The organism is Ruegeria sp. CI1 (assembly GCF_056536925.1).
This window is the reverse complement of the sequence record NZ_JBQFQP010000002.1, coordinates 281,589-300,614: the sequence shown is the minus strand read 5'-3', so window position 1 is coordinate 300,614 and position 19,026 is coordinate 281,589. Positions and strand designations below refer to the sequence as shown.

The 19,026-nt window shown below is 58.3% G+C and carries 21 protein-coding genes; 11 read left to right on the top strand and 10 right to left on the bottom strand.

Annotated features, from left to right (window positions below; translation table 11 throughout):
* Positions 1-56 precede the first annotated feature (56 nt).
* The 5 genes from ACR0LZ_RS03435 (at position 57) to grxD (ending at position 4,655) form a co-directional block, all read left to right on the top strand.
* Positions 57-1,151, top strand: a complete 1,095-nt coding sequence (locus tag ACR0LZ_RS03435; protein ID WP_480748374.1) for a BamA/TamA family outer membrane protein — start codon at positions 57-59, stop codon at positions 1,149-1,151.
* An 88-nt stretch (positions 1,152-1,239) separates the two neighbouring features.
* A complete protein-coding gene (gene purL, locus ACR0LZ_RS03430; RefSeq protein WP_480748373.1) occupies positions 1,240-3,399 on the top strand; it encodes a phosphoribosylformylglycinamidine synthase subunit PurL in 2,160 nt (719 codons plus the stop codon).
* Positions 3,400-3,547: 148 nt separating this feature from the next.
* Entirely contained in the window at positions 3,548-3,784 is a 237-nt protein-coding gene (locus ACR0LZ_RS03425; protein WP_480748372.1) for a BolA/IbaG family iron-sulfur metabolism protein, read from the top strand.
* Between the two features lie 241 nt (positions 3,785-4,025).
* Positions 4,026-4,259, top strand: a complete 234-nt coding sequence (locus tag ACR0LZ_RS03420; RefSeq protein ID WP_480748371.1) for a hypothetical protein — start codon at positions 4,026-4,028, stop codon at positions 4,257-4,259.
* A gap of 33 nt (positions 4,260-4,292) precedes the next feature.
* Positions 4,293-4,655 (top strand): Grx4 family monothiol glutaredoxin, encoded by a 363-nt coding sequence (gene grxD, locus ACR0LZ_RS03415; protein ID WP_480748370.1) that lies wholly within the window; start codon positions 4,293-4,295, stop codon positions 4,653-4,655.
* An 81-nt stretch (positions 4,656-4,736) separates the two neighbouring features.
* Here the strand turns inward: grxD and ACR0LZ_RS03410 are convergent, their stop codons facing one another.
* From ACR0LZ_RS03410 to ACR0LZ_RS03400, 3 genes are read right to left on the bottom strand one after another with little or no spacing between them, the layout of a single operon-like run.
* A complete protein-coding gene (locus tag ACR0LZ_RS03410) occupies positions 4,737-5,087 on the bottom strand; it encodes an MliC family protein (protein ID WP_480748369.1) in 351 nt (116 codons plus the stop codon).
* Positions 5,084-5,479 carry a cell division protein ZapA gene (locus ACR0LZ_RS03405; RefSeq protein WP_480748368.1) on the bottom strand — a complete coding sequence of 132 codons (396 nt, stop codon included), beginning with the start codon at positions 5,477-5,479 and terminating at the stop codon, positions 5,084-5,086. Before ACR0LZ_RS03405 ends, ACR0LZ_RS03410 begins: the two co-directional genes overlap by 4 nt.
* Positions 5,479-6,153 carry a hypothetical protein gene (locus ACR0LZ_RS03400; protein WP_480748367.1) on the bottom strand — a complete coding sequence of 225 codons (675 nt, stop codon included), beginning with the start codon at positions 6,151-6,153 and terminating at the stop codon, positions 5,479-5,481. Before ACR0LZ_RS03400 ends, ACR0LZ_RS03405 begins: the two co-directional genes overlap by 1 nt.
* Positions 6,154-6,388: 235 nt before the next feature.
* Here ACR0LZ_RS03400 and tkt point away from each other — a divergent pair, with 235 nt between their 5' ends.
* Entirely contained in the window at positions 6,389-8,410 is a 2,022-nt protein-coding gene (gene tkt / locus ACR0LZ_RS03395) for a transketolase (protein WP_480748366.1), read from the top strand.
* Positions 8,411-8,509: 99 nt separating this feature from the next.
* Here tkt and ACR0LZ_RS03390 read toward each other — a convergent pair whose 3' ends face one another.
* Both ACR0LZ_RS03390 and ACR0LZ_RS03385 read right to left on the bottom strand, forming a co-directional pair.
* Positions 8,510-9,097 (bottom strand): hypothetical protein, encoded by a 588-nt coding sequence (locus tag ACR0LZ_RS03390; RefSeq protein ID WP_480748365.1) that lies wholly within the window; start codon positions 9,095-9,097, stop codon positions 8,510-8,512.
* Between the two features lie 631 nt (positions 9,098-9,728).
* Positions 9,729-10,679, bottom strand: a complete 951-nt coding sequence (locus ACR0LZ_RS03385) for a DUF808 domain-containing protein (protein WP_480748364.1) — start codon at positions 10,677-10,679, stop codon at positions 9,729-9,731.
* A 183-nt stretch (positions 10,680-10,862) separates the two neighbouring features.
* On the opposite strand from ACR0LZ_RS03385, the gene gap (ACR0LZ_RS03380) reads away from it, so the two are divergent.
* From gap (ACR0LZ_RS03380) to gap (ACR0LZ_RS03370), 3 genes are all read left to right on the top strand, one after another.
* Positions 10,863-11,864, top strand: coding sequence for a type I glyceraldehyde-3-phosphate dehydrogenase (gene gap / locus ACR0LZ_RS03380; protein ID WP_480748363.1), 1,002 nt, complete (start codon positions 10,863-10,865; stop codon positions 11,862-11,864).
* 76 nt (positions 11,865-11,940) lie between these two features.
* On the top strand, positions 11,941-12,084 hold the full coding sequence (locus ACR0LZ_RS03375) for a hypothetical protein (protein WP_480748362.1): 144 nt from the start codon (positions 11,941-11,943) through the stop codon (positions 12,082-12,084).
* An 82-nt stretch (positions 12,085-12,166) separates the two neighbouring features.
* The gene (gene gap / locus ACR0LZ_RS03370) at positions 12,167-13,246 is read left to right on the top strand and encodes a type I glyceraldehyde-3-phosphate dehydrogenase (RefSeq protein WP_480748361.1); all 1,080 of its coding nucleotides are present in this window, start codon (positions 12,167-12,169) and stop codon (positions 13,244-13,246) included.
* Here gap (ACR0LZ_RS03370) and coaD read toward each other — a convergent pair.
* The 3 genes from coaD to ACR0LZ_RS03355 all read right to left on the bottom strand — a co-directional run bounded on the left by coaD (position 13,178) and on the right by ACR0LZ_RS03355 (position 15,177).
* Positions 13,178-13,669: a pantetheine-phosphate adenylyltransferase gene (gene coaD / locus ACR0LZ_RS03365; protein ID WP_480748360.1), complete on the bottom strand. Its 492-nt coding sequence runs from the start codon at positions 13,667-13,669 to the stop codon at positions 13,178-13,180. The two genes, gap (ACR0LZ_RS03370) and coaD, sit on opposite strands and share 69 nt — an antisense overlap.
* 106 nt (positions 13,670-13,775) lie before the next feature.
* Complete coding sequence (locus ACR0LZ_RS03360; protein WP_480748359.1) at positions 13,776-14,213, bottom strand: CBS domain-containing protein; 438 nt, start codon at positions 14,211-14,213, stop codon at positions 13,776-13,778.
* A 61-nt stretch (positions 14,214-14,274) separates the two neighbouring features.
* Positions 14,275-15,177, bottom strand: a complete 903-nt coding sequence (locus ACR0LZ_RS03355) for a LysR family transcriptional regulator (protein ID WP_480748358.1) — start codon at positions 15,175-15,177, stop codon at positions 14,275-14,277.
* Between the two features lie 100 nt (positions 15,178-15,277).
* On the opposite strand from ACR0LZ_RS03355, the gene ACR0LZ_RS03350 reads away from it, so the two are divergent.
* Both ACR0LZ_RS03350 and ACR0LZ_RS03345 read left to right on the top strand, forming a co-directional pair.
* Positions 15,278-16,777 (top strand): CoA-acylating methylmalonate-semialdehyde dehydrogenase, encoded by a 1,500-nt coding sequence (locus ACR0LZ_RS03350; RefSeq protein ID WP_480748357.1) that lies wholly within the window; start codon positions 15,278-15,280, stop codon positions 16,775-16,777.
* A gap of 194 nt (positions 16,778-16,971) precedes the next feature.
* Positions 16,972-17,568: a L,D-transpeptidase gene (locus ACR0LZ_RS03345; RefSeq protein ID WP_480748356.1), complete on the top strand. Its 597-nt coding sequence runs from the start codon at positions 16,972-16,974 to the stop codon at positions 17,566-17,568.
* A 56-nt stretch (positions 17,569-17,624) separates the two neighbouring features.
* Here ACR0LZ_RS03345 and ACR0LZ_RS03340 read toward each other — a convergent pair whose 3' ends face one another.
* Both ACR0LZ_RS03340 and ACR0LZ_RS03335 read right to left on the bottom strand, forming a co-directional pair.
* On the bottom strand, positions 17,625-18,116 hold the full coding sequence (locus ACR0LZ_RS03340) for a fasciclin domain-containing protein (RefSeq protein ID WP_480748355.1): 492 nt from the start codon (positions 18,114-18,116) through the stop codon (positions 17,625-17,627).
* A 50-nt stretch (positions 18,117-18,166) separates the two neighbouring features.
* On the bottom strand, positions 18,167-19,003 hold the full coding sequence (locus ACR0LZ_RS03335) for a class I SAM-dependent methyltransferase (protein WP_480748354.1): 837 nt from the start codon (positions 19,001-19,003) through the stop codon (positions 18,167-18,169).
* Positions 19,004-19,026: the final 23 nt, after the last annotated feature.

The window sequence follows — 19,026 nt, the reverse complement described above, 5'->3', positions numbered from 1 at the left end:
TGGATGCAAGGTGTCCCCGACGAGGAGTAGATTTGGTTCGAAGTGCGGCGAGCATTGTGACGGCGTTACTGCTGCTAATGGCAGGAAGTGTTTCCGCCCAAAATGCGCGCGGGGTGGTCGATACCAATGTCGGCGGCCTGGAACATGCCAGCGAGGATGAGAAATACGGGTTCAGGCGCGGTTCATTCGTGGTGGCCCCTATCCCATTTTCCAACCCTACGATTGGCTCGGGGCTGGTGCTGGGAGCCGGGTATTTGTTTCAACTCGACGAAGGTTCCGACCCGTCCTTCATCGGTGGAGGGGGGCTTCGTTCGGACAATGGCAGCAAGGCAGGCGCCGCGGCAATCAGCCTGAAACTTGATGACAACCGGTGGATCATCAAGGCGCTCTATGGCAAAGCTGACCTTCGATATGATCTGTATACCGGCACGGGGATCATTCCGATCCGGCAAGACGGAACGCTGGGCAAACTGAGCGTATCCTATGGGGTGACGCCGGATCTGTCATTTGGGGCCTCATTCCGCTATCTGGATACAACCATCACCCCCGCCTTTGCGGGGTTGCCGCCAATTCCTCCACCATTCGATCAGTTTCTGAGGGCGGAGATCGGCAATGTCGGCGTTGTATCCGACTGGGACACACGCGACGACACGATCTATCCCACTCGCGGCCACGCGCTGCATTTCGAGGCATTTCGCGGTTATGGCCTCAGCGGGCTGATTCAGGATTACTCCAAATCCTATGTGAACTACACTTTCTATCTCAGCCCCTGGGACCGCTCGGTCATAGCCAGCAGGTTGTCGTTATGCGCGTCATCCTCAGAGACGCCATTCTTTGATCAATGCGGGCTTGGCACCGTGGATGCGTTCCGCGGTTTTTCCGCCACCCAGTTCCTCGATCTGCGTTCGGCTTCGCTTCAGGTCGAGTTTCGTCAGCGCCTTTCCGACCGCATCGGGTTGGTCGCGTTCGGGGGCGTCGGGCAAGTAGGCCCTCACTTTCAGGATCTCGACGCCGACGGAACGCACGCAGCCTTTGGCATCGGCGCGCGCTACAGGGTGTCAAAAAAATTTCCGCTGGACTTTTCCGTCGATGCCAGCCGGAATGACCAGCACGAAAACACGCTCTATATATACGTCGGCCAGCGTTTCTGATCCATCTGCGCGTTCTTGGCACTTTCCCCCGGCACGCCCTTGCCCTAAAAGGCCCGCAATATCGGCCAGCTTGGGGACAGGACAGACGATGCAAGAGCCCGCCATCACACCGGAACTGATCGCAGCCCATGGGCTGAAACCCGATGAATACGACATGATCCTTGAAATCATCGGGCGCGAGCCGACCTTTACCGAGCTTGGAATTTTCTCAGCGATGTGGAACGAGCACTGCTCTTACAAATCCTCCAAGAAATGGCTTCGCACGCTGCCCACCTCGGGTCCGCAAGTGATCTGTGGTCCGGGCGAGAACGCGGGCGTCGTCGATATCGGCGATGGTCAGGCGGTGGTTTTCAAGATGGAAAGCCACAACCACCCGTCCTACATCGAGCCGTACCAAGGTGCTGCAACTGGTGTCGGCGGCATCCTGCGCGATGTATTCACCATGGGCGCGCGCCCTATCGCCTCGATGAACGCGCTGAGCTTTGGAGAGCCCGGCCACCACAAGACCCGCCAGCTGGTTAATGGAGTCGTCGAGGGCATCGGCGGCTATGGCAACTGTTTTGGCGTACCTTGCGTTGGTGGTGAAGTCCGGTTCCACCCGGCTTACAACGGAAACTGCCTTGTGAACGCCTTTGCTGCGGGTCTGGCTGACAGCGACAAGATTTTCTATTCTGCCGCCTCGGGCGTCGGCATGCCGGTGGTTTACCTGGGCGCCAAGACCGGTCGCGATGGTGTCGGCGGCGCCACCATGGCCAGCGCCGAATTCGACGACACGATCGAGGAGAAGCGTCCCACCGTTCAGGTCGGCGACCCCTTTACCGAAAAACGCCTGATGGAGGCCTGTCTGGAATTGATGCAGACCGGCGCCGTCATTTCGATTCAGGACATGGGCGCGGCGGGCCTGACCTGTTCGGCGGTGGAAATGGGCGACAAGGGCGGTCTGGGCATCAAGTTGGACCTCGATGCAGTACCGCAACGCGAAGAGAACATGACCGCGTATGAGATGATGCTCAGCGAATCTCAGGAACGCATGCTGATGGTCCTGAAGCCCGAGAAAGAGGCCGAGGCCCGTGCAGTTTTCGAGAAATGGGATCTGGATTTCGCTATTGTCGGGGAAACTATTGCCGAAGACCGTTTCCTGATCGAGCACAATGGCGAGATCAAGGCCGATCTCGTTTTGTCAAAGCTGTCATCCACCGCGCCGGAATATGACCGCCCCTGGGTGCCCACACCTGCGGCGGAACCTGTGGCCGATGTACCGCAGATCGATCCGGTGGACGGCCTGCGCGCCCTGCTCTCTTCGCCCAACTATGCGGCGAAGCAGTGGGTCTATGAGCAATATGACACCATGGTCATGGCCGACAGCAGCCGCACGCCCGGTCTGGGCGCAGGCATGATCCGGGTGCACGGCACCGGCAAGGTGTTGGCCTTTACCAGCGATGTGACCCCCCGATATGTACGTGCCAACCCCGAAGAAGGCGGCAAACAGGCAGTGGCCGAGGCCTATCGCAATCTGACGGCCGTTGGCGCGAAACCACTGGCGTCCACTGACAACCTGAATTTCGGCAATCCGGAAAAGCCGGAAATCATGGGGCAGTTCGTTGGTGCACTCAAAGGTATCGGCGCGGCCGTGGCCGCACTGGACATGCCGATCGTATCGGGCAACGTGTCCTTGTATAATGAGACAGATGGTCAGGCGATCTTGCCAACCCCGACAATCGGCGCAGTTGGCTTGCTGACCTCGACCGACGAGATCATCGGCAACGAAGTACGCGAGGGTCATGTGGCGCTGGTGATCGGTGAGACAGCAGGCCACCTTGGCCAGTCTGCGCTTTTGGCCGAAGTGTTCCACCGCGAAGACGGCGACGCGCCGCATGTCGATCTTGAGGCCGAAAAGCGCAATGGCGATTTCATCCGAGCCAATCGCGGCATGATCAAAGCCTGCACCGACCTCGGCGACGGCGGCCTTGCACTGGCGGCGTTCGAGTTGGCCGAAGCGGCGGGCGTGGGCGTTCATCTGGATGACGCACCGACCGAATTCCTGTTCGGCGAAGATCAGGCCCGCTATCTGGTTGCCTGCAACTTCGATCAGGCCGAAGCGCTGATGATCGCCGCTGGTCAGGCGGGCGTGCCGCTGGTATCCGTCGGCCGCTTCACCGGCGACAGTGTACGCATCGGTAGTTCCGAAGCCTCGCTGGCGGAGTTGAGCGAGATATTCCGCTCCAGCTTTGCCGCCGCCGTGGCCTGATCGTCCGGCTGTACTTTCTGTCTGAAATAGCGGCAAATCCTGTGCTCTGACAATGGCGCAGGCTTTGCATCTGCGCGCAGCCGTGACGCACTTGCGCCCCTCTGCGCATCGCTCTACATCTTGGGAAAGACCTATTGGAGTTACCTACATGCCGATGAGCGCTTACGAAATCGAAAAGCTGCTGCGCCAAGCCTTTCCGGATGCGGACATTCAGGTCGGTGGCAATGATGGCGTTCACATGTCCGCCATGGTGGTGGATGAAAGCTTTCGCGGCAAGAACCGGGTTCAGCAACAGCGTGCGGTCTATGCGGCACTCAAAGGCAAGATGGACGGCCCGGACGGAGAGTTGCACGCACTGGCATTGACGACAAAAGCGCCAGAATGACTTTTGTCGGCTGGGGATATCTTTGCTTGGCATTCCTGGTAGTTGTCGGAATTTATGCCGCGGTCCGATCTTCATTTTCCGCGAAATCGACAACCAACAAACCCGGAACCCTTCCTGGCCAAGGCGGTAGTCTGGTTTCTGGAGGTGCTGGGGCATCGAACGGGACCGGTGGTGGGCATGGAACAACAATCGTAGTTTCTCGCGACCCTCAAGAATACGCCAGGGCGATGGCGCCGCGAAAATGAGCGGGTGGCTGATCTGGATCGGTTGCGGAATTGTCGCCTTGGTGGTTGCCGCCGCTGTGATTGAGGCTTATCTCAAACGCAACATCAGACGCCGGTTGTCGGACATGCGCCCTGACCCCGAAACCCTCAAACGCCGCCCGTGGGAGGCCGATGGGGTGTCAAAGGTGCATGACGAGAACCAAAGGTTGGAAAAAGGAAACTGGTGGCTTAGCCGCCGGATGACGAAATGAACCGCCCGTTGGGCAGATACAAGGACACGCAAGATGAGCGATGCAAAAACCCGGATCGACGAAACCGTCAAAGCCAATGATGTCGTGCTCTACATGAAAGGCACCAAGGAGATGCCTCAATGCGGCTTTTCCAGCCGCGTCGCCGGTGTGCTGAACTACATGGGTGTTGATTATACCGACGTCAACGTTCTGGCGGATGACGAAATCCGCCAAGGCATCAAGGACTATTCCGACTGGCCGACCATTCCGCAGCTTTACGTCAAGGGCGAGTTTGTCGGTGGCTGCGACATCATCACCGAGATGACCCTGTCGGGCGAACTGGACTCGATGTTCGACGAGAACGGCGTGAGCTATAACAAGGAAGCCGCCGACAAGATCCGCGAAGCCAACGCTTGATCTGACGGTCAGAGCGGGTGGTCATCGGGCTGCGCGCTTTGGCATTCCAATAGGCCGGCGTCACCGCTTGCCTGTCATGCTTTAGCGACTGGAACAGTTCCTGTACAAGATCCGTTCAGGGGCTGTTGATCCCGTCGCCTGATGAGTGATCGTCGCATCCCAGCCTTTCGAGCGCAGGACATAGGTGCCAACCGCATCAACCGATTCATAGCGGATGCCCGAACCGCTGGGGGCTTGCCGCATCGATACGAGCACCCCGTCAACAACCATGGCCGCCGCCGACGTTCCGTCTGTTGCATTGAAATAGGACACCGGGATCTGAGTACCGCCTTCACAAGTGAAGCTGACAGAAAGAATGTCGATCTCAGCCACGGCACTCGCGGCAAGAACTGACAATGCCACGCCGCAGGCAAATAAACGCGCACCCCTCATTTGCCTGCCTTCTCTTCAATAGCCGCAGCAAGAGACTCGGCCCGCGCCGCCATTTCGGCCAGCGTGTCCGTCACCGAAGGCGGGATGACCGCAACCTCGATCCTTTCGGGTTCCGGCATTGGTGCGTTGCGTAACGCCACCAACTGCGCCTCGCGTTCGGCAAGTTTCGCCTCAACCGCCTTGATCCGGTCCTCGGCTGCCGCGGCCTTGTCTGCAAGCATCAGCCCGGCCATCAGCAGCATGCGGGCTTCGGGCATCCGCCCGATCTGGTCGGACAGAACCTGCGCCTCGTCATCGAGCATCTTGGCGGCTGCGTGCAGATAGGATTCCTCACCCTCCTGACAGGACACGTCGAAACCGCGCCCGCCGATATGAATGGTCACGTCCGGCATTACTCCACCTCTCCTTCTGCCAGGTTGGCATTGGCCAAAAGCGGTTCAAGCCGGGCTAGCACCGCTCGCGCCTCGGCGGCATCGGTCGCCCGTACCGCGCGCAAGGCTTCCAGTTCCTGTTCGGCCGCTTCGTTGAGCAGTTCATGATCGGTCAATCCGGCTTCGGCCGCCGCCTTGAGCTTGGCGATCGTGTCGCGCAGCTCGTCATTGGATTTCCGCAAACGTCGAAGATCGCCGTCCAGCCGGACCATCGCCTCTGCGTGGCTGACCCGTTCAGCACGAAGCATTTCCAGTTCCGCACTCAACTCCGCCACACGCTCGGAATTGGCCAGTTCTGCCTTGAGCGCCGCAATCTCGGCCTTGAGCGGACCCACTTCCTCTACCGCGTCCAGGGCGGCTTTGGCCTCGGCCAGTTCAGACCGCAACGCATCGGCCATTTCGCCGCCGCTCAACTCATCTCGCAGCGCCGCAATCTCGGCAGAATGGCGATCTCTCAGCGTATTGAGACGCTCTTCAAGTTGCGCGTTTGCCAGCCGTTCTTCCTGCAAGGCTTCGCTCAGCCCCGGTTCCTGACCGCCGTCAGTCGAGGCCTTTCCTTCCAGTGCGTCGACACCGGCACTGATCCGCTCCATTGCGGACAGGATGCGGTGGTGCAATTGTTCGATCTGGCTCATGCCTGTTTCACCTTTGATCCAAGGTTCATTGTTTTGCCTGCCGCCACGAATCGGAGGGGGCTGGCGATAGCACTAGTCTAACGAAACGGGGCGGAAAATACCCCCCTTTTGCTTTCAACGACTTGCAGGCCACAGTTGAGGTCCCCGCCCCGTTTCGTGCCGGGTTCTGCTTGCACTTTGAGGGTTGGATGCTATTGAGCGCGCAATTCGCCCGTAATTCAAAGGAACAAGTCCCGTGGACCTGACTGCGCTGCGCAATGCCAACCCCGAACACTGGGCCAAGGCCTCGGCCATCCGCTCTCTGACCCTCGACGCTGTGGCCACTGCCAATTCCGGCCATTCCGGCATGCCGATGGGCATGGCCGATGTGGCGACGGTTTTGTTCGAAAAGCATCTGAAGTTCGATGCCGCAAATCCGACATGGCCGGATCGTGACCGGTTCATCCTGTCTGCTGGCCACGGTTCGATGCTGATCTATTCGCTGCTCTATCTGACCGGCAGCGCTGAAATCACGCTGGACGAGATCAAGAACTTCCGCCAGTTGGGCGCCAAAACCGCGGGCCATCCGGAGAATTTCCTGGCAAGCGGCATCGAAACCACCACCGGCCCGCTGGGTCAGGGTATTTCCAATGCCGTGGGCTTTGCCATGGCCGAGGAAATTCAGCGTGCGCACTACGGCGGGAAAGTTGTCGATCACTATACGTACGTGATTGCAGGCGACGGCTGTCTGATGGAAGGCGTCAGCCAGGAAGCGATAGGTTTGGCGGGGCGTCACGAACTGAGCAAGCTGATCGTGTTCTGGGACAACAACAACATCACCATCGATGGCACCGTCGAATTGTCGGACCGCACCGATCAGGTGCGCCGTTTCACCGCCTCGGGCTGGCATGTTATCGAAATCGACGGTCATGACCCCAAAGCCATTGACGCCGCCATAGAGCAGGCCAAGAAATCGAAGAAACCGTCGATGATCGCCTGCAAAACCCATATCGCGCTTGGTCACGCGGCGCAGGACACTTCGAAAGGCCATGGCGCGCTGACGGATGCCGAGCAGCTGAAAGCCGCGAAAGCAGCCTATGGAGCACCGTTGGGCGCCTTCGAGGTTCCTGCCGACGTCAAGGCGGCGTGGGAAGCTATCGGGGCGCGTGGCGCGACCGAACGGGCAGCCTGGGAGGAGCGCTTTGCCGCCCTTTCGGACCGCAAGCAGGCCGAGTTCAACCGCGCCTATGCCTTTGAAGCACCCAAAAAGCTGGGCAGCGTCATCCGGGCGCTGAAAAAGCAGGTCTCGGAAGACCAGCCCAAACTGGCAACCCGCGCTGCATCGGAAAAGGTGCTGAGCGTGGTCAACCCGGTGATGACCGAAACGGTGGGCGGCTCGGCCGATCTGACCGGCTCGAACAACACCAAGACCGGCGATCTGGGCGTGTTCGATCCGGAAAACCGCAAGGGCCGGTACATCTATTGGGGCATTCGCGAACACGGCATGGCGGCAGCGATGAACGGCATGGCGCTGCACGGCGGTATCCGCCCCTATGGCGGAACCTTCATGTGCTTTACCGACTATGCCCGCCCGGCAATGCGTTTGGCCGCGCTTATGAAAATTCCGACGGTTTTCGTCATGACCCATGACTCAATCGGATTGGGCGAAGACGGCCCCACCCATCAGCCGGTCGAGCATCTGGCAATTTCTCGCGCGACGCCCAACACCTATGTCTTCCGCCCCGCCGACACGGTGGAGACCGCTGAAAGCTGGGAAATGGCGCTGACGTTCAAGAATAGCCCATCAGTGCTGTCGCTGACCCGTCAGGGCGTTCCGACCGTGCGCACCGATCACAAGACCCGCAACCTGACCTCGCAAGGCGCGTATGTTCTGGCCGAGGCAGAAGGCAAGCGTCAGGCCATCCTGATCGCCACGGGCTCGGAAGTTTCCGTTGCAATGGAAGCCAAGGCCAAGCTGGAGGCAGAGGGCATCGGAACCCGCGTCGTATCGATGCCTTGCATGGAACTTTTTGCCGAACAGGACGAAGCCTATCGCAAAAAGGTTCTTCCCGCAGGCCCGGTTCGCGTCGGCATCGAGGCTGCCGTGCGGGCGGGCGGCTGGGATCGCTGGTTGCTGGGCGAACGTGGCCGCGAGGCCAAGGCCGCCTTTATCGGCATGTCGAGCTTTGGCGCGTCGGCCCCGGCGGATGAGCTGTACAAACACTTTCGCATCACGGCAGACGCAACGGTTGCCAAGGTGAAAGAGTTGCTAACTTAGCCCAAACCGCGATCCAAGAAAAAAACAGGAGCCCTCGGGCTCCCTCTTACTTTCGACTATTCACTCAAAGTCATCGGAATTCGAATCTGACCGATGTACCTACTGCAGCAAAACCACAGACACGCCACTGCGCCTGGCCAGCTCTTTCATCGAGTATTGCCTGTTCTTTTTTAGCGGAAAAGGAATTCCGCTCATTGCCAATCCAAAGGGATCGCCACGAGTGTATTCCTCTTCAGCCAAGATGTGTTGATTTGCTTTGATGCAACTATACTCTCCACCCCTCCCCCCAGTTACCGGATTAATTGTCTGGGGTTCGTACTTCCAACAGAGCTGCGCATATTTCGATCCACGAACAGGTGCTTTAACAGTCCATTCCCCCACTACCACATCCGTATTTCCTGGATACCACAAAAAGGCTCGACCTTCTGGGTCGAGATATTCAACCTGAGTTCCGTGCTGGACATTGTAGTCCAGATATGTCGCACCTGAATATCGTTCACGCATTCCTGCAACTGAAAAGGTTGCAGAGGGATACTTTTCAATCTCAGCAGACCATCGGGCCTGATCTATCTTAAGCTTTTCTTGAAACTCTCTAGGGGTCAAACCACTTGAACAACCACAGATCGAACCAGAAAGGACTACAAGGATAAGGGTTTTCGTCAGCGGCACCAGAGGTTTACGCTCCATCCAAATCTCGAATACTCGGCTGCGGGAATGGATTTTCCGATGGCCCCGGTCGGTACCGGTTGGCCAAGAACGGGAACAGTGCCGGGCGGAACTGAGTATTGTCGTCCAAACGAATTCCTCGTCACCTTCCGCCCCTGACACACCGTTTGAAGCGCAATGTCCTGTCCCATCTTGAAGGCGTTACTCGCGTTCTCATCGGTGCCGTAAGCCGCAGCAAATCTTTCGGCGGTCTCACGATTCAGCGGTGACAAAAAGATGTTGGACTTAGAGTAGGAGGTTCCTTCCGAAACTATGAGTCTAACACTTACTGGATAACCCGCGTGTGGACCGTCGTTTGGTCTTTTAGAAACCGAGGCGCTTATGTAGCGCAACTTCTGCTGTTCGGTCGGCATTTTAATAACTACATACGAGCTAACAAGGCTAGGGTCTGAGTAGGTTGGCGCGGGCGTTCTTGTTGTCTGGTGTGAAGCAGAACAAGCCGAAAGAAGAGAGACGGAAACAGCCAGTACGGCGATGGCTCGCTTCGATATGCGATTCAACAGTTTTACTCCTAGAAACAAAAGGTTGTTTAATTGCCTAACCACAGAGGCAGGGTTTCGTTTTGAACGTATGGTCCTTGGCTTATTATACTTCAAGTCTTAAAAAATACTGGCCCCACAACCTTGGTTGCCAGCGGGATCAACAGCAGCCCCAGCGCCACCCCGAACACCCCGTCCATCGCCGCCTTGGCTGTCCACTCAGCAAAGCCGGCCCAGCCGGCGGGCACGGAATGACCGACGGCATAGGCCCAGTCGTGGATCAGATGGCTCAGCCAGCCAAAGCCCAGCACCTCCAGCCCGTGGATGATGATGGAGCCGCCGACCCACAGCATCGCCGCGGTGCCGACCACCGACAGGATCTTCATCAGCACCGGCATGAACTTGACCAGCCCGCGCCCCAGGCCACGGCCCACAGGCGTCGGCGCGTTTTGCGCCAGGAAAAGGCCCACGTCGTCCATTTTCACAATCAGCCCGACCGAGCCATAGACCGCGACAGTCACGCCAACACCGACCACGGCCAGCGTTGCCGCCTGCATCCAGACATTGGGCACCTCGATGGCCGCCAGAGCAATCGTCATGATTTCCGCCGACAGGATGAAATCTGTCTTGATCGCCCCCTTGACCTTCTGCGCTTCCAGGTGGCCGGGATCCTTGATGCTCATGTCCTCGTCGATGGCATGACTGCCATGCGGGAAAAGCACGTGAAAGATCTTTTCCGCGCCTTCGAAACACAGATAGGCGCCGCCAATCATCAGAAGCGGTGTGATCAACCAGGGCGCGAAATTCGCCAGCAACATCGCCACCGGCAAAAGCAGGATCAGCTTGTTGAACAGCGAGCCACGCGCAATTTTCCAGATGATCGGCAGTTCCCGCGCCGGAGCGAAACCCTGCACGAATTTCGGCGTCACCGCCGCATCGTCGATGATCACGCCTGCGGTTTTGGCGCCAGCCTTCCCCGCAGCTGCCGCCACGTCATCGACTGATGCCGCCGCGACCTTGGCAATTCCCGCCACATCATCCAGCAAAGCCAGAAGACCACTCATTCCCGCGTCCTTTCGCTCATCCTGCCGCTTTGGAACCCTACCTGATCCAAGGCTTAGCGCAAGCGTTAGCGCAACCGCTCAAGTTTTGCGCTAACATATTCAATTTACGCCGCTTTTGATCTTTCTGTACAGGTCTGGCGCGTCTATATGGCCTGCAAGTTTCACGTCATTCGGAGTCGCAATATGACCATCAAGGTTGGCATCAACGGTTTTGGCCGCATCGGTCGCTGCACCCTGTCCCACATCGCCGCTTCGGGCCGCGATGATATCGAGGTGATCAAGGTCAACGCGACCGGCCCACTGGAAACCGCCGCCCACCTGATCAAGTATGACAGCGTGCATGGCCGCTTTCCCGGCGATGTGACCATCGGCAACGGCACCATGAACCTGGGTCGTGGCGATATGCAGATGTTCTCGACCTACGACATGAACGAGCTGGACTGGTCGGGCTGCGACGTGGTTCTGGAATGCACCGGCAAGTTCAACGACGGCGAAAAGGCCAAGGCGCATCTGGAACGTGGCGCCAAGAAGGTGCTGCTATCCGCGCCCGGCAAGAACGTCGACAAGACCATCGTCTTTGGCGTCAATGACGACCAGCTGGAAGCCGGCGACAAGATGATCTCGAATGGCTCCTGCACGACCAATTGCCTGGCACCTCTGGCCAAGGTTCTGGACGAGGGCGTCGGTATCGAGCATGGAATCATGACCACCATCCACGCCTATACCGGCGATCAGCCGACGCTGGACCGCCGCCACAAGGATCTGTATCGCGCCCGCGCTGCAGCCATGTCGATGATCCCGACCACGACCGGCGCCGCCAAGGCTTTGGGTGAGGTCCTGCCGCGTCTCAAGGGGCGTCTGGACGGCTCGGCCATCCGGGTGCCCACCCCGAACGTGTCAGCCGTTGACCTGACTTTCCGCGCAGGCCGCGACGTGACCGCTGAAGAAATCAACGCATTGGTCAAGGCCGCCGCCGATGGCCCGATGAAGGGCGTGTTGGGGTATGAACCCGCGCCGCTGGTGTCGACAGACTTCAACCACACCGAAGAAAGCTCGATCTTTGCGCCCGATCAGACCCGCGTAGTCGATGACCGCATGGTGCGCGTGCTGGCTTGGTACGACAACGAGTGGGGTTTCTCGGTTCGAATGGCGGACGTTGCCGTAGCCATGGGAAAACTCGGCTGAATTTGACTTAACACCTTGAGATGAAACGCCCGCTCAGGTTATCTGGGCGGGCGTTTTCAATTGCACCGGGGCCCACATGACCAACAGAATCGCCGTCTGGTTTTTGGTTCTGCTGCTGGGAGCCGTCATGCTTGATTACAGCCTGTTCGGCACCGAGCACCTGCTTTTCCTTGGCAAGAAACTTTACGATTTTCTGGATTGGGTCGCCTTTTGGCGATAACGAGCGCCAAGTCTTGACATTTGGCGTCAATTCGTGATGTTAGCGCTAACTTTCCTTGAGGAAGCGAACTTTCGGAGCGAATATGACAATCAACCTTGCCATAAATGGATTTGGCCGCATCGGTCGGGGGATACTTCGTGCGTCCATGGAAAGCGGGCGCAAGGACGTGCAAATCGTCGCGATCAACGACTTGTCTTCGCCACAGATCAATGCGCATCTCTTTGAATTCGACAGCGTCCATGGCCGATATTCGAAGCCCGTGAAACTGACCGACACGCATCTGGATGTTGGGGCCGGGCCGATCCGGTTGACCGGCATTCAAGCTCCTGAAGATCTGAATTGGTCTGACGTGGACGTTGTTCTGGACTGTACCGGAGTATTCCGAACCCACGAAGGCGCCGCGCGCCACCTGAAGAACGGCGCAGGCAAAGTTCTGATTTCCGCACCGGCCCGAGGGGATACTCCGGTCAAAACCGTTGTTTTTGGCGTCAACGATCATGAACTCACCGATGAGCATCGGATCGTGTCAAACGCCTCCTGCACGACGAACTGCCTGGCTCCTGTCGCTGCCGCGTTGGATGCAGGTGTTGGTATCAAGCACGGCTCGATGACGACGGTGCATGCCTATACCGTCAGCCAACCCGTCCACGATACGGCGACCAAGGACCCCTATCGCTCGCGCGCTGCAGCCTTGTCGATGATTCCCAGCACAACTGGCGCCGCTGCGGCGGTCGGTCTTGTCCTGCCGCAATTAGCCGGAAAGCTCAGCGGGCAGGCAATCCGGGTGCCTACCCCGAATGTCTCGGTTGTCGATCTGGTTGTCGAAGTGTCGCGCCCCACCACGGTTGAGGAAGTCAACCGGATGCTGTGCGAGGCTGCTGCCAGAATACCGCAGGTTCTTGCGGCGGAGGACCGTCCCCTCGTTTCGGTCGACTTCAACCACGATCCGCATAGTTCCACAGTTTCCCTGTCCGAAACCACCGTTACCGATGGCACTCTGGTTCGGGTTCTGGCCTGGTATGACAACGAATGGGGCTTTTCAAACCGGATGCTGGATACGGCTGCGGTGATGGGAGCGATTGGTTCGCGATCTTCAGTGAAGCCGGTCCACCAAGGCGTCGCGAACTCGGGGCGTGACGAACTTCGACACGTCCCCGCCTAAGCGGGCAATTTCCTTGACCAGTTTCGAGGCGATGGCCTGGTGCCGCGCCTCGGCCATCAGGAATACGGTTTCGACGGAACTGTCCAATGCCCGGTTCATGCCGACCATCTGGAATTCGTACTCGAAATCCGCGACCGCGCGCAGACCACGAATGATGATTTGCGCGCCTACGTCATTTGCGCAATCGATCAGAAGGTTCTCAAACGGGTGCGCAACGATCTCAGTTCCGGTTTGTTCACTCAACTGCGCGCATTCGGCCTCGATCATCGCCACACGCTCTTCCAGATTGAACAACGGACCCTTGTCCCGGTTGATCGCAACGCCGATCACCAGTTTGTCCACCAATGCTGCGGCACGGCGGATAATGTCTATATGACCCAAGGTAATCGGATCGAAGGTACCGGGATACAATCCAACCCGCATGTCGCTCTCCTGCGCAAGATTGTTTCTGCGGAAGCAAACACAACTTCGCTGCAGGTGCAAGAGGGCACGCCGCCCACGGCGCACCCATGCTTCAACCCGCAGTGAATCAGTGACCCATGATCATACCTTCCAGGGCATCCTTTTCCATTGCCAGTTCAGCAAGTTGCGCCTTGACCGCGTCACCCAGGGTCACGATGCCGATCAGCTTACCTTCTTCGACCACAGGCATATGGCGGAACCGCCTTTCAGTCATCTGTGAAAGAATATCCTGAACGCTGGCCTGACTTGTGCAGGTCACAAGATCGGATGTCATGTATTCGCTGACGGCCTGTGTCAGGCATCCACTCCCGCTTGCGGCAAGCTCTCGTACGATGTCGCGTTCGGATAGAATCCCGACGGCTGTCTGCCCGTCATCATCCGACACCACGACCGTCCCGATGCGCTTTTCCGCGAGGATTTTCGCAACCTCCGACACAGTCGCGGAGGATCCAACGGTGACCACGCCCGAGGTCGCCTTGGATTTCAGAATGGCCTGTACGAGCATATGCAATACCTCCGAAATATAATTGCCGTATTACAAAGCGTTGCTGCATTGCATGGCCCTGTCAAGATGAAGCTGCCGCCTCCAGCCGCGCTACCTCGTCGCGTATGCCGCGGCTGAGCGCCTCGGCGAACCGGTTCAGACGCTCGTTGCGCTTGTCGCCCAAATGCCGCACCAGATGAAACCCTCGGGTCAGACTGATCTGATCGGTCAGGATTTTCCTGAGCTGCGGATGGAATGGCAAAGTGAAATCATGGGCCACGCAAACCCCGGTTCCCAACGTCACCTGGCGCAATTGGACAGAGACCGAATTGGACGCGAGTGGAACCCGTTCGATACCAATGTCGTTCAGGTAATCCAGTTCCCGGTCAAAGATCATATCGGGGATGTAACCGATCATGCGATGGCCCTTGAGGTCCTCAACCGAATTGATCCGGGGATGGGAGGCGAGGTAATCTTGCGTGGCAACCAAGTGCAGTTTGTAGTCACTGATCCTCTGCACCAGCAATTGCCCCGCCGTGGGCGCGCTCACTGTCACCGCCATATCCGCCTCGCGGCGAGACAGATTGATGATCCGAGGCAATGCAAGAATCTGGATGTCGAGATCGGGATTCGCGTCGCTGATCCTGGCGCAGACTTGTGGCAACAGATAGTTGGCGCTCCCGTCCGGTGCCCCGATGCGGATCTGGCCTGACAGTTTTTCAGCCGGTCCAGCCATTGCCCCTGCTGCCAGACGCATCGCCTCTTCGGCCTGTTCACCATGTTTCAGCAACCGTTCCCCGGCGGGCGTCAGCACATAGCCCTGTGGCGATTTCGTGAAAAGCGGAGCACCGAGAGCGGTTTCAAGGCGCGATATCCTGCGACCGACAGTTGCCGGGTCCAGTTTAAGCTGCTTTCCGGCACCTGACAGGCTTTCCTCCCGCGCTACGGCAAGAAACACCTTCATGTCGTCCCAGTTCGGCTCCATTCCGCACCTACAAATTTGCAAAACTGCTTTGGAATATTGCCTCTGTTCAGTTGATTTATGCAAGCCTATGGTGCGCGCAACGTCACCGGAGGAGTTTCACATGCAAGAACTTTATCACTTCATCAATGGCAAACACGTCGCTGGCACGTCCGGCCGTACTGCCGATGTCTTCAACCCCGCAACTGGCGAAGTGCAATATCAGTGCCCGATGGCCAGCGCAGCCGAAACCACGGCCGCCATCGAACAGGCAGCTGCCGCACAGCCACAATGGGCCGCCTTCAACCCCCAGCGCCGCGCTCGCGTAATGATGGCCATGGTCGGTTTGATGAACCGCGACATGGACAAGCTGGCCGAGGCGCTGAGCCGAGAGCATGGCAAGACCCTGCCCGACGCCAAAGGTGACCTGCAGCGCGGTCTCGAGGTGATCGAATACTGCATCGGCGCGCCGCAGATGCTGAAAGGCGAATTCACCGACAGCGCCGGCCCCGGCATCGACATGTATTCGATGCGCCAGCCGTTGGGCGTGGTGGCCTCGATCATGCCGTTCAACTTTCCCGCCATGATGCCGCTGTGGCACGTGGGCCCTGCACTGGCTTGCGGCAACGCCGTGGTGCTGAAGCCCTCTGAACGCGACCCATCGGTGCCGCTGATGTTGGCGGAACTGTTCGTCGAGGCGGGACTGCCCGAAGGCGTCTTCCAGGTCGTCAACGGCGACAAGGAAGCGGTTGATACCCTTCTCGACAGCGACATCATTCAAGGCGTGTCTTTCGTGGGCTCCACCCCGATCGCGCAGTACATCTATGCCCGCGCCACCGCGAATGGCAAACGGGCCCAGTGTTTCGGCGGCGCCAAAAACCACATGATCGTGATGCCCGATGCCGACATGGATCAGGCGGCAGACGCTCTGGTCGGCGCCGGCTTCGGCGCGGCAGGCGAACGCTGCATGGCCGTATCGGTCGCCGTGCCGGTGGGCGAGGAAACTGCCGATCGTCTGATCGAAAAGCTGGTTCCGCGCATCGAAAAGCTGAAAGTTGGCCCTTACACTGCCGGTGACGACGTCGACATGGGCCCCGTCGTGACTCGTGAGGCAAAAGAACGGATCATGGGCTTGATCCAGTCCGGTGTCGATCAGGGTGCGGAGCTGGTTGTCGATAACCGCAACTTCTCATTGCAGGGTTACGAAGACGGCTTCTTTGTCGGCCCGCACCTGTTTGACCGCGTCACCCCCGACATGGACATCTACAAAACCGAGATTTTCGGCCCGGTCCTGTCCACTGTGCGCGCCGGATCTTACGAAGAAGCCATAGGTTTGGCGATGAGCCACGAATATGGAAACGGCACCGCGATTTATACCCGTGATGGCGACACCGCCCGTGATTTCGCCAGCCGCATCAACATCGGCATGGTCGGTATCAATGTTCCGATCCCGGTTCCGCTGGCCTATCACACCTTTGGCGGCTGGAAGAAATCCATGTTCGGCGACCTGAACCAGCACGGCCCCGACAGCTTCAAGTTCTACACCCGCACCAAGACCGTGACCGCCCGCTGGCCGTCCGGCATCAAGGAAGGCGGCGAGTTCAACTTCAAGGCCATGGATTGATCGACCTGCAACAACCGTCTTGACGACCCCGGCCAAACGGTCGGGGTCTTTTGTTCAGGCAGTTCTTTGCCGGACACAACCTGATTTCGCATCACGCTCACGCAAATTTCGAAAATTCCATCTTTAAAAGTGAACGCGCAGCGCATAATTTCCCGCGCAAATACATATCGAGCAGCGACATTCCGGAGGCAATCTTGTCCCAGCCCAAAATATCACGCCGCAGCATTCTATTGGGTGCCGCCACTACTTTGGCCACCCCTGCCCTCGTTCGCGCGCAGAGCGCTTTTCCGGCAGAGGAACCTCCGATCGAGACGCAGGTGCCCGTACGTCGCAATATCTCGTCTTTCTCGCAACAAAGCTGGCAGGACCATTTTGACCAACTGGGTGTCGGTTGCCTGCTGGCGGACATCACCAGCCGCGCGGTGCACTATTGGGGTGGCGATGGGCAGACGTATCGCCTGTACCCGTCCTCGGTACCGATGAGCGAAGAACTGACAAAGCGCGGCTATACTGAAGTTGTGCGCAAAACCGAGAACCCAAGCTGGACCCCGACGGCGTCGATGCGCGAGCGGGACCCGACCCTGCCTGTTCGTATCGATGGCGGCGACCCAGGAAATCCGCTTGGCTCCCGCGCCATGTATCTGACCTGGCCCGCATATCTGGTTCATGGCACGCACGACACCCGAAAGATCGGGCGTCAAAGCTCATCCGGTTGCATTGGCCTTTACAACCGCCACGTCGAGGAACTGTATCAACTGGTGCAGGTCGGCACCCAGGTCCGGCTGGTTTAATAACAAAAAGCCCCGGCCACCAAGGGCCGGGGCAGTCTGCCTGAACACAGGGGTGCTCACTCAGGCAGCAGGACCGTATCTATGACGTGAATCACTCCGTTCGACGCTTCGATATCGGCCTGAACAACCTTGGCTTTGTCTACCTTTACGCCATTGCGAGCGTTTACGCTCAGCCGGTCGCCCTGCACGGTCAGAACTTGCGCGCGTTTACCGGCAATATCACCCGACATGATCTCGGCCGGCACGACGTGATAGGTCAGGATGGCGACCAGTTGATCCTTGTTTTCCGGCTTCAACAGATTTTCCACCGTTCCCTCGGGAAGTGCCGCGAAGGCTTCATCCGTTGGGGCGAATACCGTGAATGGCCCTTTGCTTTTCAGCGTTCCCACAAGGTCCGCAGCCTGAACCGCCGCAACCAGAGTGTTGAAAGAACCTGCTGCGACCGCTGTGTCGACAATGTCCATTTCTGCTTTGGCCTGCAACGGCACCGCGCCCGCGAATGCAACGCTTGCCGCAGCTACGGCTCCCAAAAACCCTCTTCGAAACATATCGGAAATCTCCTCTCCCGCTTGTGATGAAAGGAGATACGCAGCCTTTTTCAGATCGGATCAAAATTAATTTGAGTAATTTTCTGAACCCAGAGGCTTTGGGCCCTGCCAGCCTTGAGAAATGGCAATTCCTCTACTGCATCCGGGCGGGCTTGCTGCAAGTAATAACCGGGCCAAAGCATCTCGAATCCACCGGACTGAAGCAGGGCGTGCAACACGTACTGTTCGGCCCATCCCGGGCAATCATAAAAAAACCGTTTCGGGTATTCATAGGGTAGGAACACGTCATGCACGTGGATGACCACACCAGGCTTCAATTGCGGGATGATGCGGCAGAACAGATGCGCCACGTCGTTGCTCATCCTTACGACATGGCTGGAGTCGATGAACAGGATGTCATCCGCTTCGAGCTCGGCAAACAGCTCCGGCTCCACGTCTTCAAGGCGCTTCTGTTCAAACCGATCCACCACATGCGCGATGTCGGCCCTTGGATACGGGTCGATCGCGGTAATCCGGGTATCCAGCCCGCCGTCGATGCTGGCCTGACGTGTTACCCTGGTAGAATTGCCGCATCCAACCTCGATCACGCGCTTTGGCTGATACCGTCGGACCATTAGGTAAAGCGCGTCCGCATCTGGACTGTCGAAATAGCCGTTTTCAGTGCGGTATCCTGTCTGGTTTTTGGATGGGTCCTTCAACGCTGCAAGTGCATTGCCGTGGGCCTCATAGTCTTCGACCAGGCTGGTGATATCGAAATCCTGCATCCCCGGCGACAATGTATATGCGGGGCGATCCAGGCCTCCTGCCCGTTCAAAGGCTTCAAGCCTCGCGCGCTCGTCCAATTCTCTGGTCTTGTCGATCAGTTTTACCCCGAATGAATCCAGCATCGCGTTTATCCGGGGGAACTTTC

Coding starts and splice junctions, on each gene's coding strand:
- purL (WP_480748373.1), top strand. CDS start 1,240: ATGCAAGAGCCCGCCATCACACCGGAACTGATCGCAGCCCATGGGCTG.
- ACR0LZ_RS03425 (WP_480748372.1), top strand. CDS start 3,548: ATGCCGATGAGCGCTTACGAAATCGAAAAGCTGCTGCGCCAAGCCTTT.
- ACR0LZ_RS03420 (WP_480748371.1), top strand. CDS start 4,026: ATGAGCGGGTGGCTGATCTGGATCGGTTGCGGAATTGTCGCCTTGGTG.
- grxD (WP_480748370.1), top strand. CDS start 4,293: ATGAGCGATGCAAAAACCCGGATCGACGAAACCGTCAAAGCCAATGAT.
- ACR0LZ_RS03410 (WP_480748369.1), bottom strand. CDS start 5,087: ATGAGGGGTGCGCGTTTATTTGCCTGCGGCGTGGCATTGTCAGTTCTT.
- ACR0LZ_RS03405 (WP_480748368.1), bottom strand. CDS start 5,479: ATGCCGGACGTGACCATTCATATCGGCGGGCGCGGTTTCGACGTGTCC.
- ACR0LZ_RS03400 (WP_480748367.1), bottom strand. CDS start 6,153: ATGAGCCAGATCGAACAATTGCACCACCGCATCCTGTCCGCAATGGAG.
- ACR0LZ_RS03390 (WP_480748365.1), bottom strand. CDS start 9,097: ATGGAGCGTAAACCTCTGGTGCCGCTGACGAAAACCCTTATCCTTGTA.
- ACR0LZ_RS03385 (WP_480748364.1), bottom strand. CDS start 10,679: ATGAGTGGTCTTCTGGCTTTGCTGGATGATGTGGCGGGAATTGCCAAG.
- gap (WP_480748363.1), top strand. CDS start 10,863: ATGACCATCAAGGTTGGCATCAACGGTTTTGGCCGCATCGGTCGCTGC.
- ACR0LZ_RS03375 (WP_480748362.1), top strand. CDS start 11,941: ATGACCAACAGAATCGCCGTCTGGTTTTTGGTTCTGCTGCTGGGAGCC.
- gap (WP_480748361.1), top strand. CDS start 12,167: ATGACAATCAACCTTGCCATAAATGGATTTGGCCGCATCGGTCGGGGG.
- coaD (WP_480748360.1), bottom strand. CDS start 13,669: ATGCGGGTTGGATTGTATCCCGGTACCTTCGATCCGATTACCTTGGGT.
- ACR0LZ_RS03360 (WP_480748359.1), bottom strand. CDS start 14,213: ATGCTCGTACAGGCCATTCTGAAATCCAAGGCGACCTCGGGCGTGGTC.
- ACR0LZ_RS03355 (WP_480748358.1), bottom strand. CDS start 15,177: ATGGAGCCGAACTGGGACGACATGAAGGTGTTTCTTGCCGTAGCGCGG.
- ACR0LZ_RS03350 (WP_480748357.1), top strand. CDS start 15,278: ATGCAAGAACTTTATCACTTCATCAATGGCAAACACGTCGCTGGCACG.
- ACR0LZ_RS03340 (WP_480748355.1), bottom strand. CDS start 18,116: ATGTTTCGAAGAGGGTTTTTGGGAGCCGTAGCTGCGGCAAGCGTTGCA.
- ACR0LZ_RS03335 (WP_480748354.1), bottom strand. CDS start 19,003: ATGCTGGATTCATTCGGGGTAAAACTGATCGACAAGACCAGAGAATTG.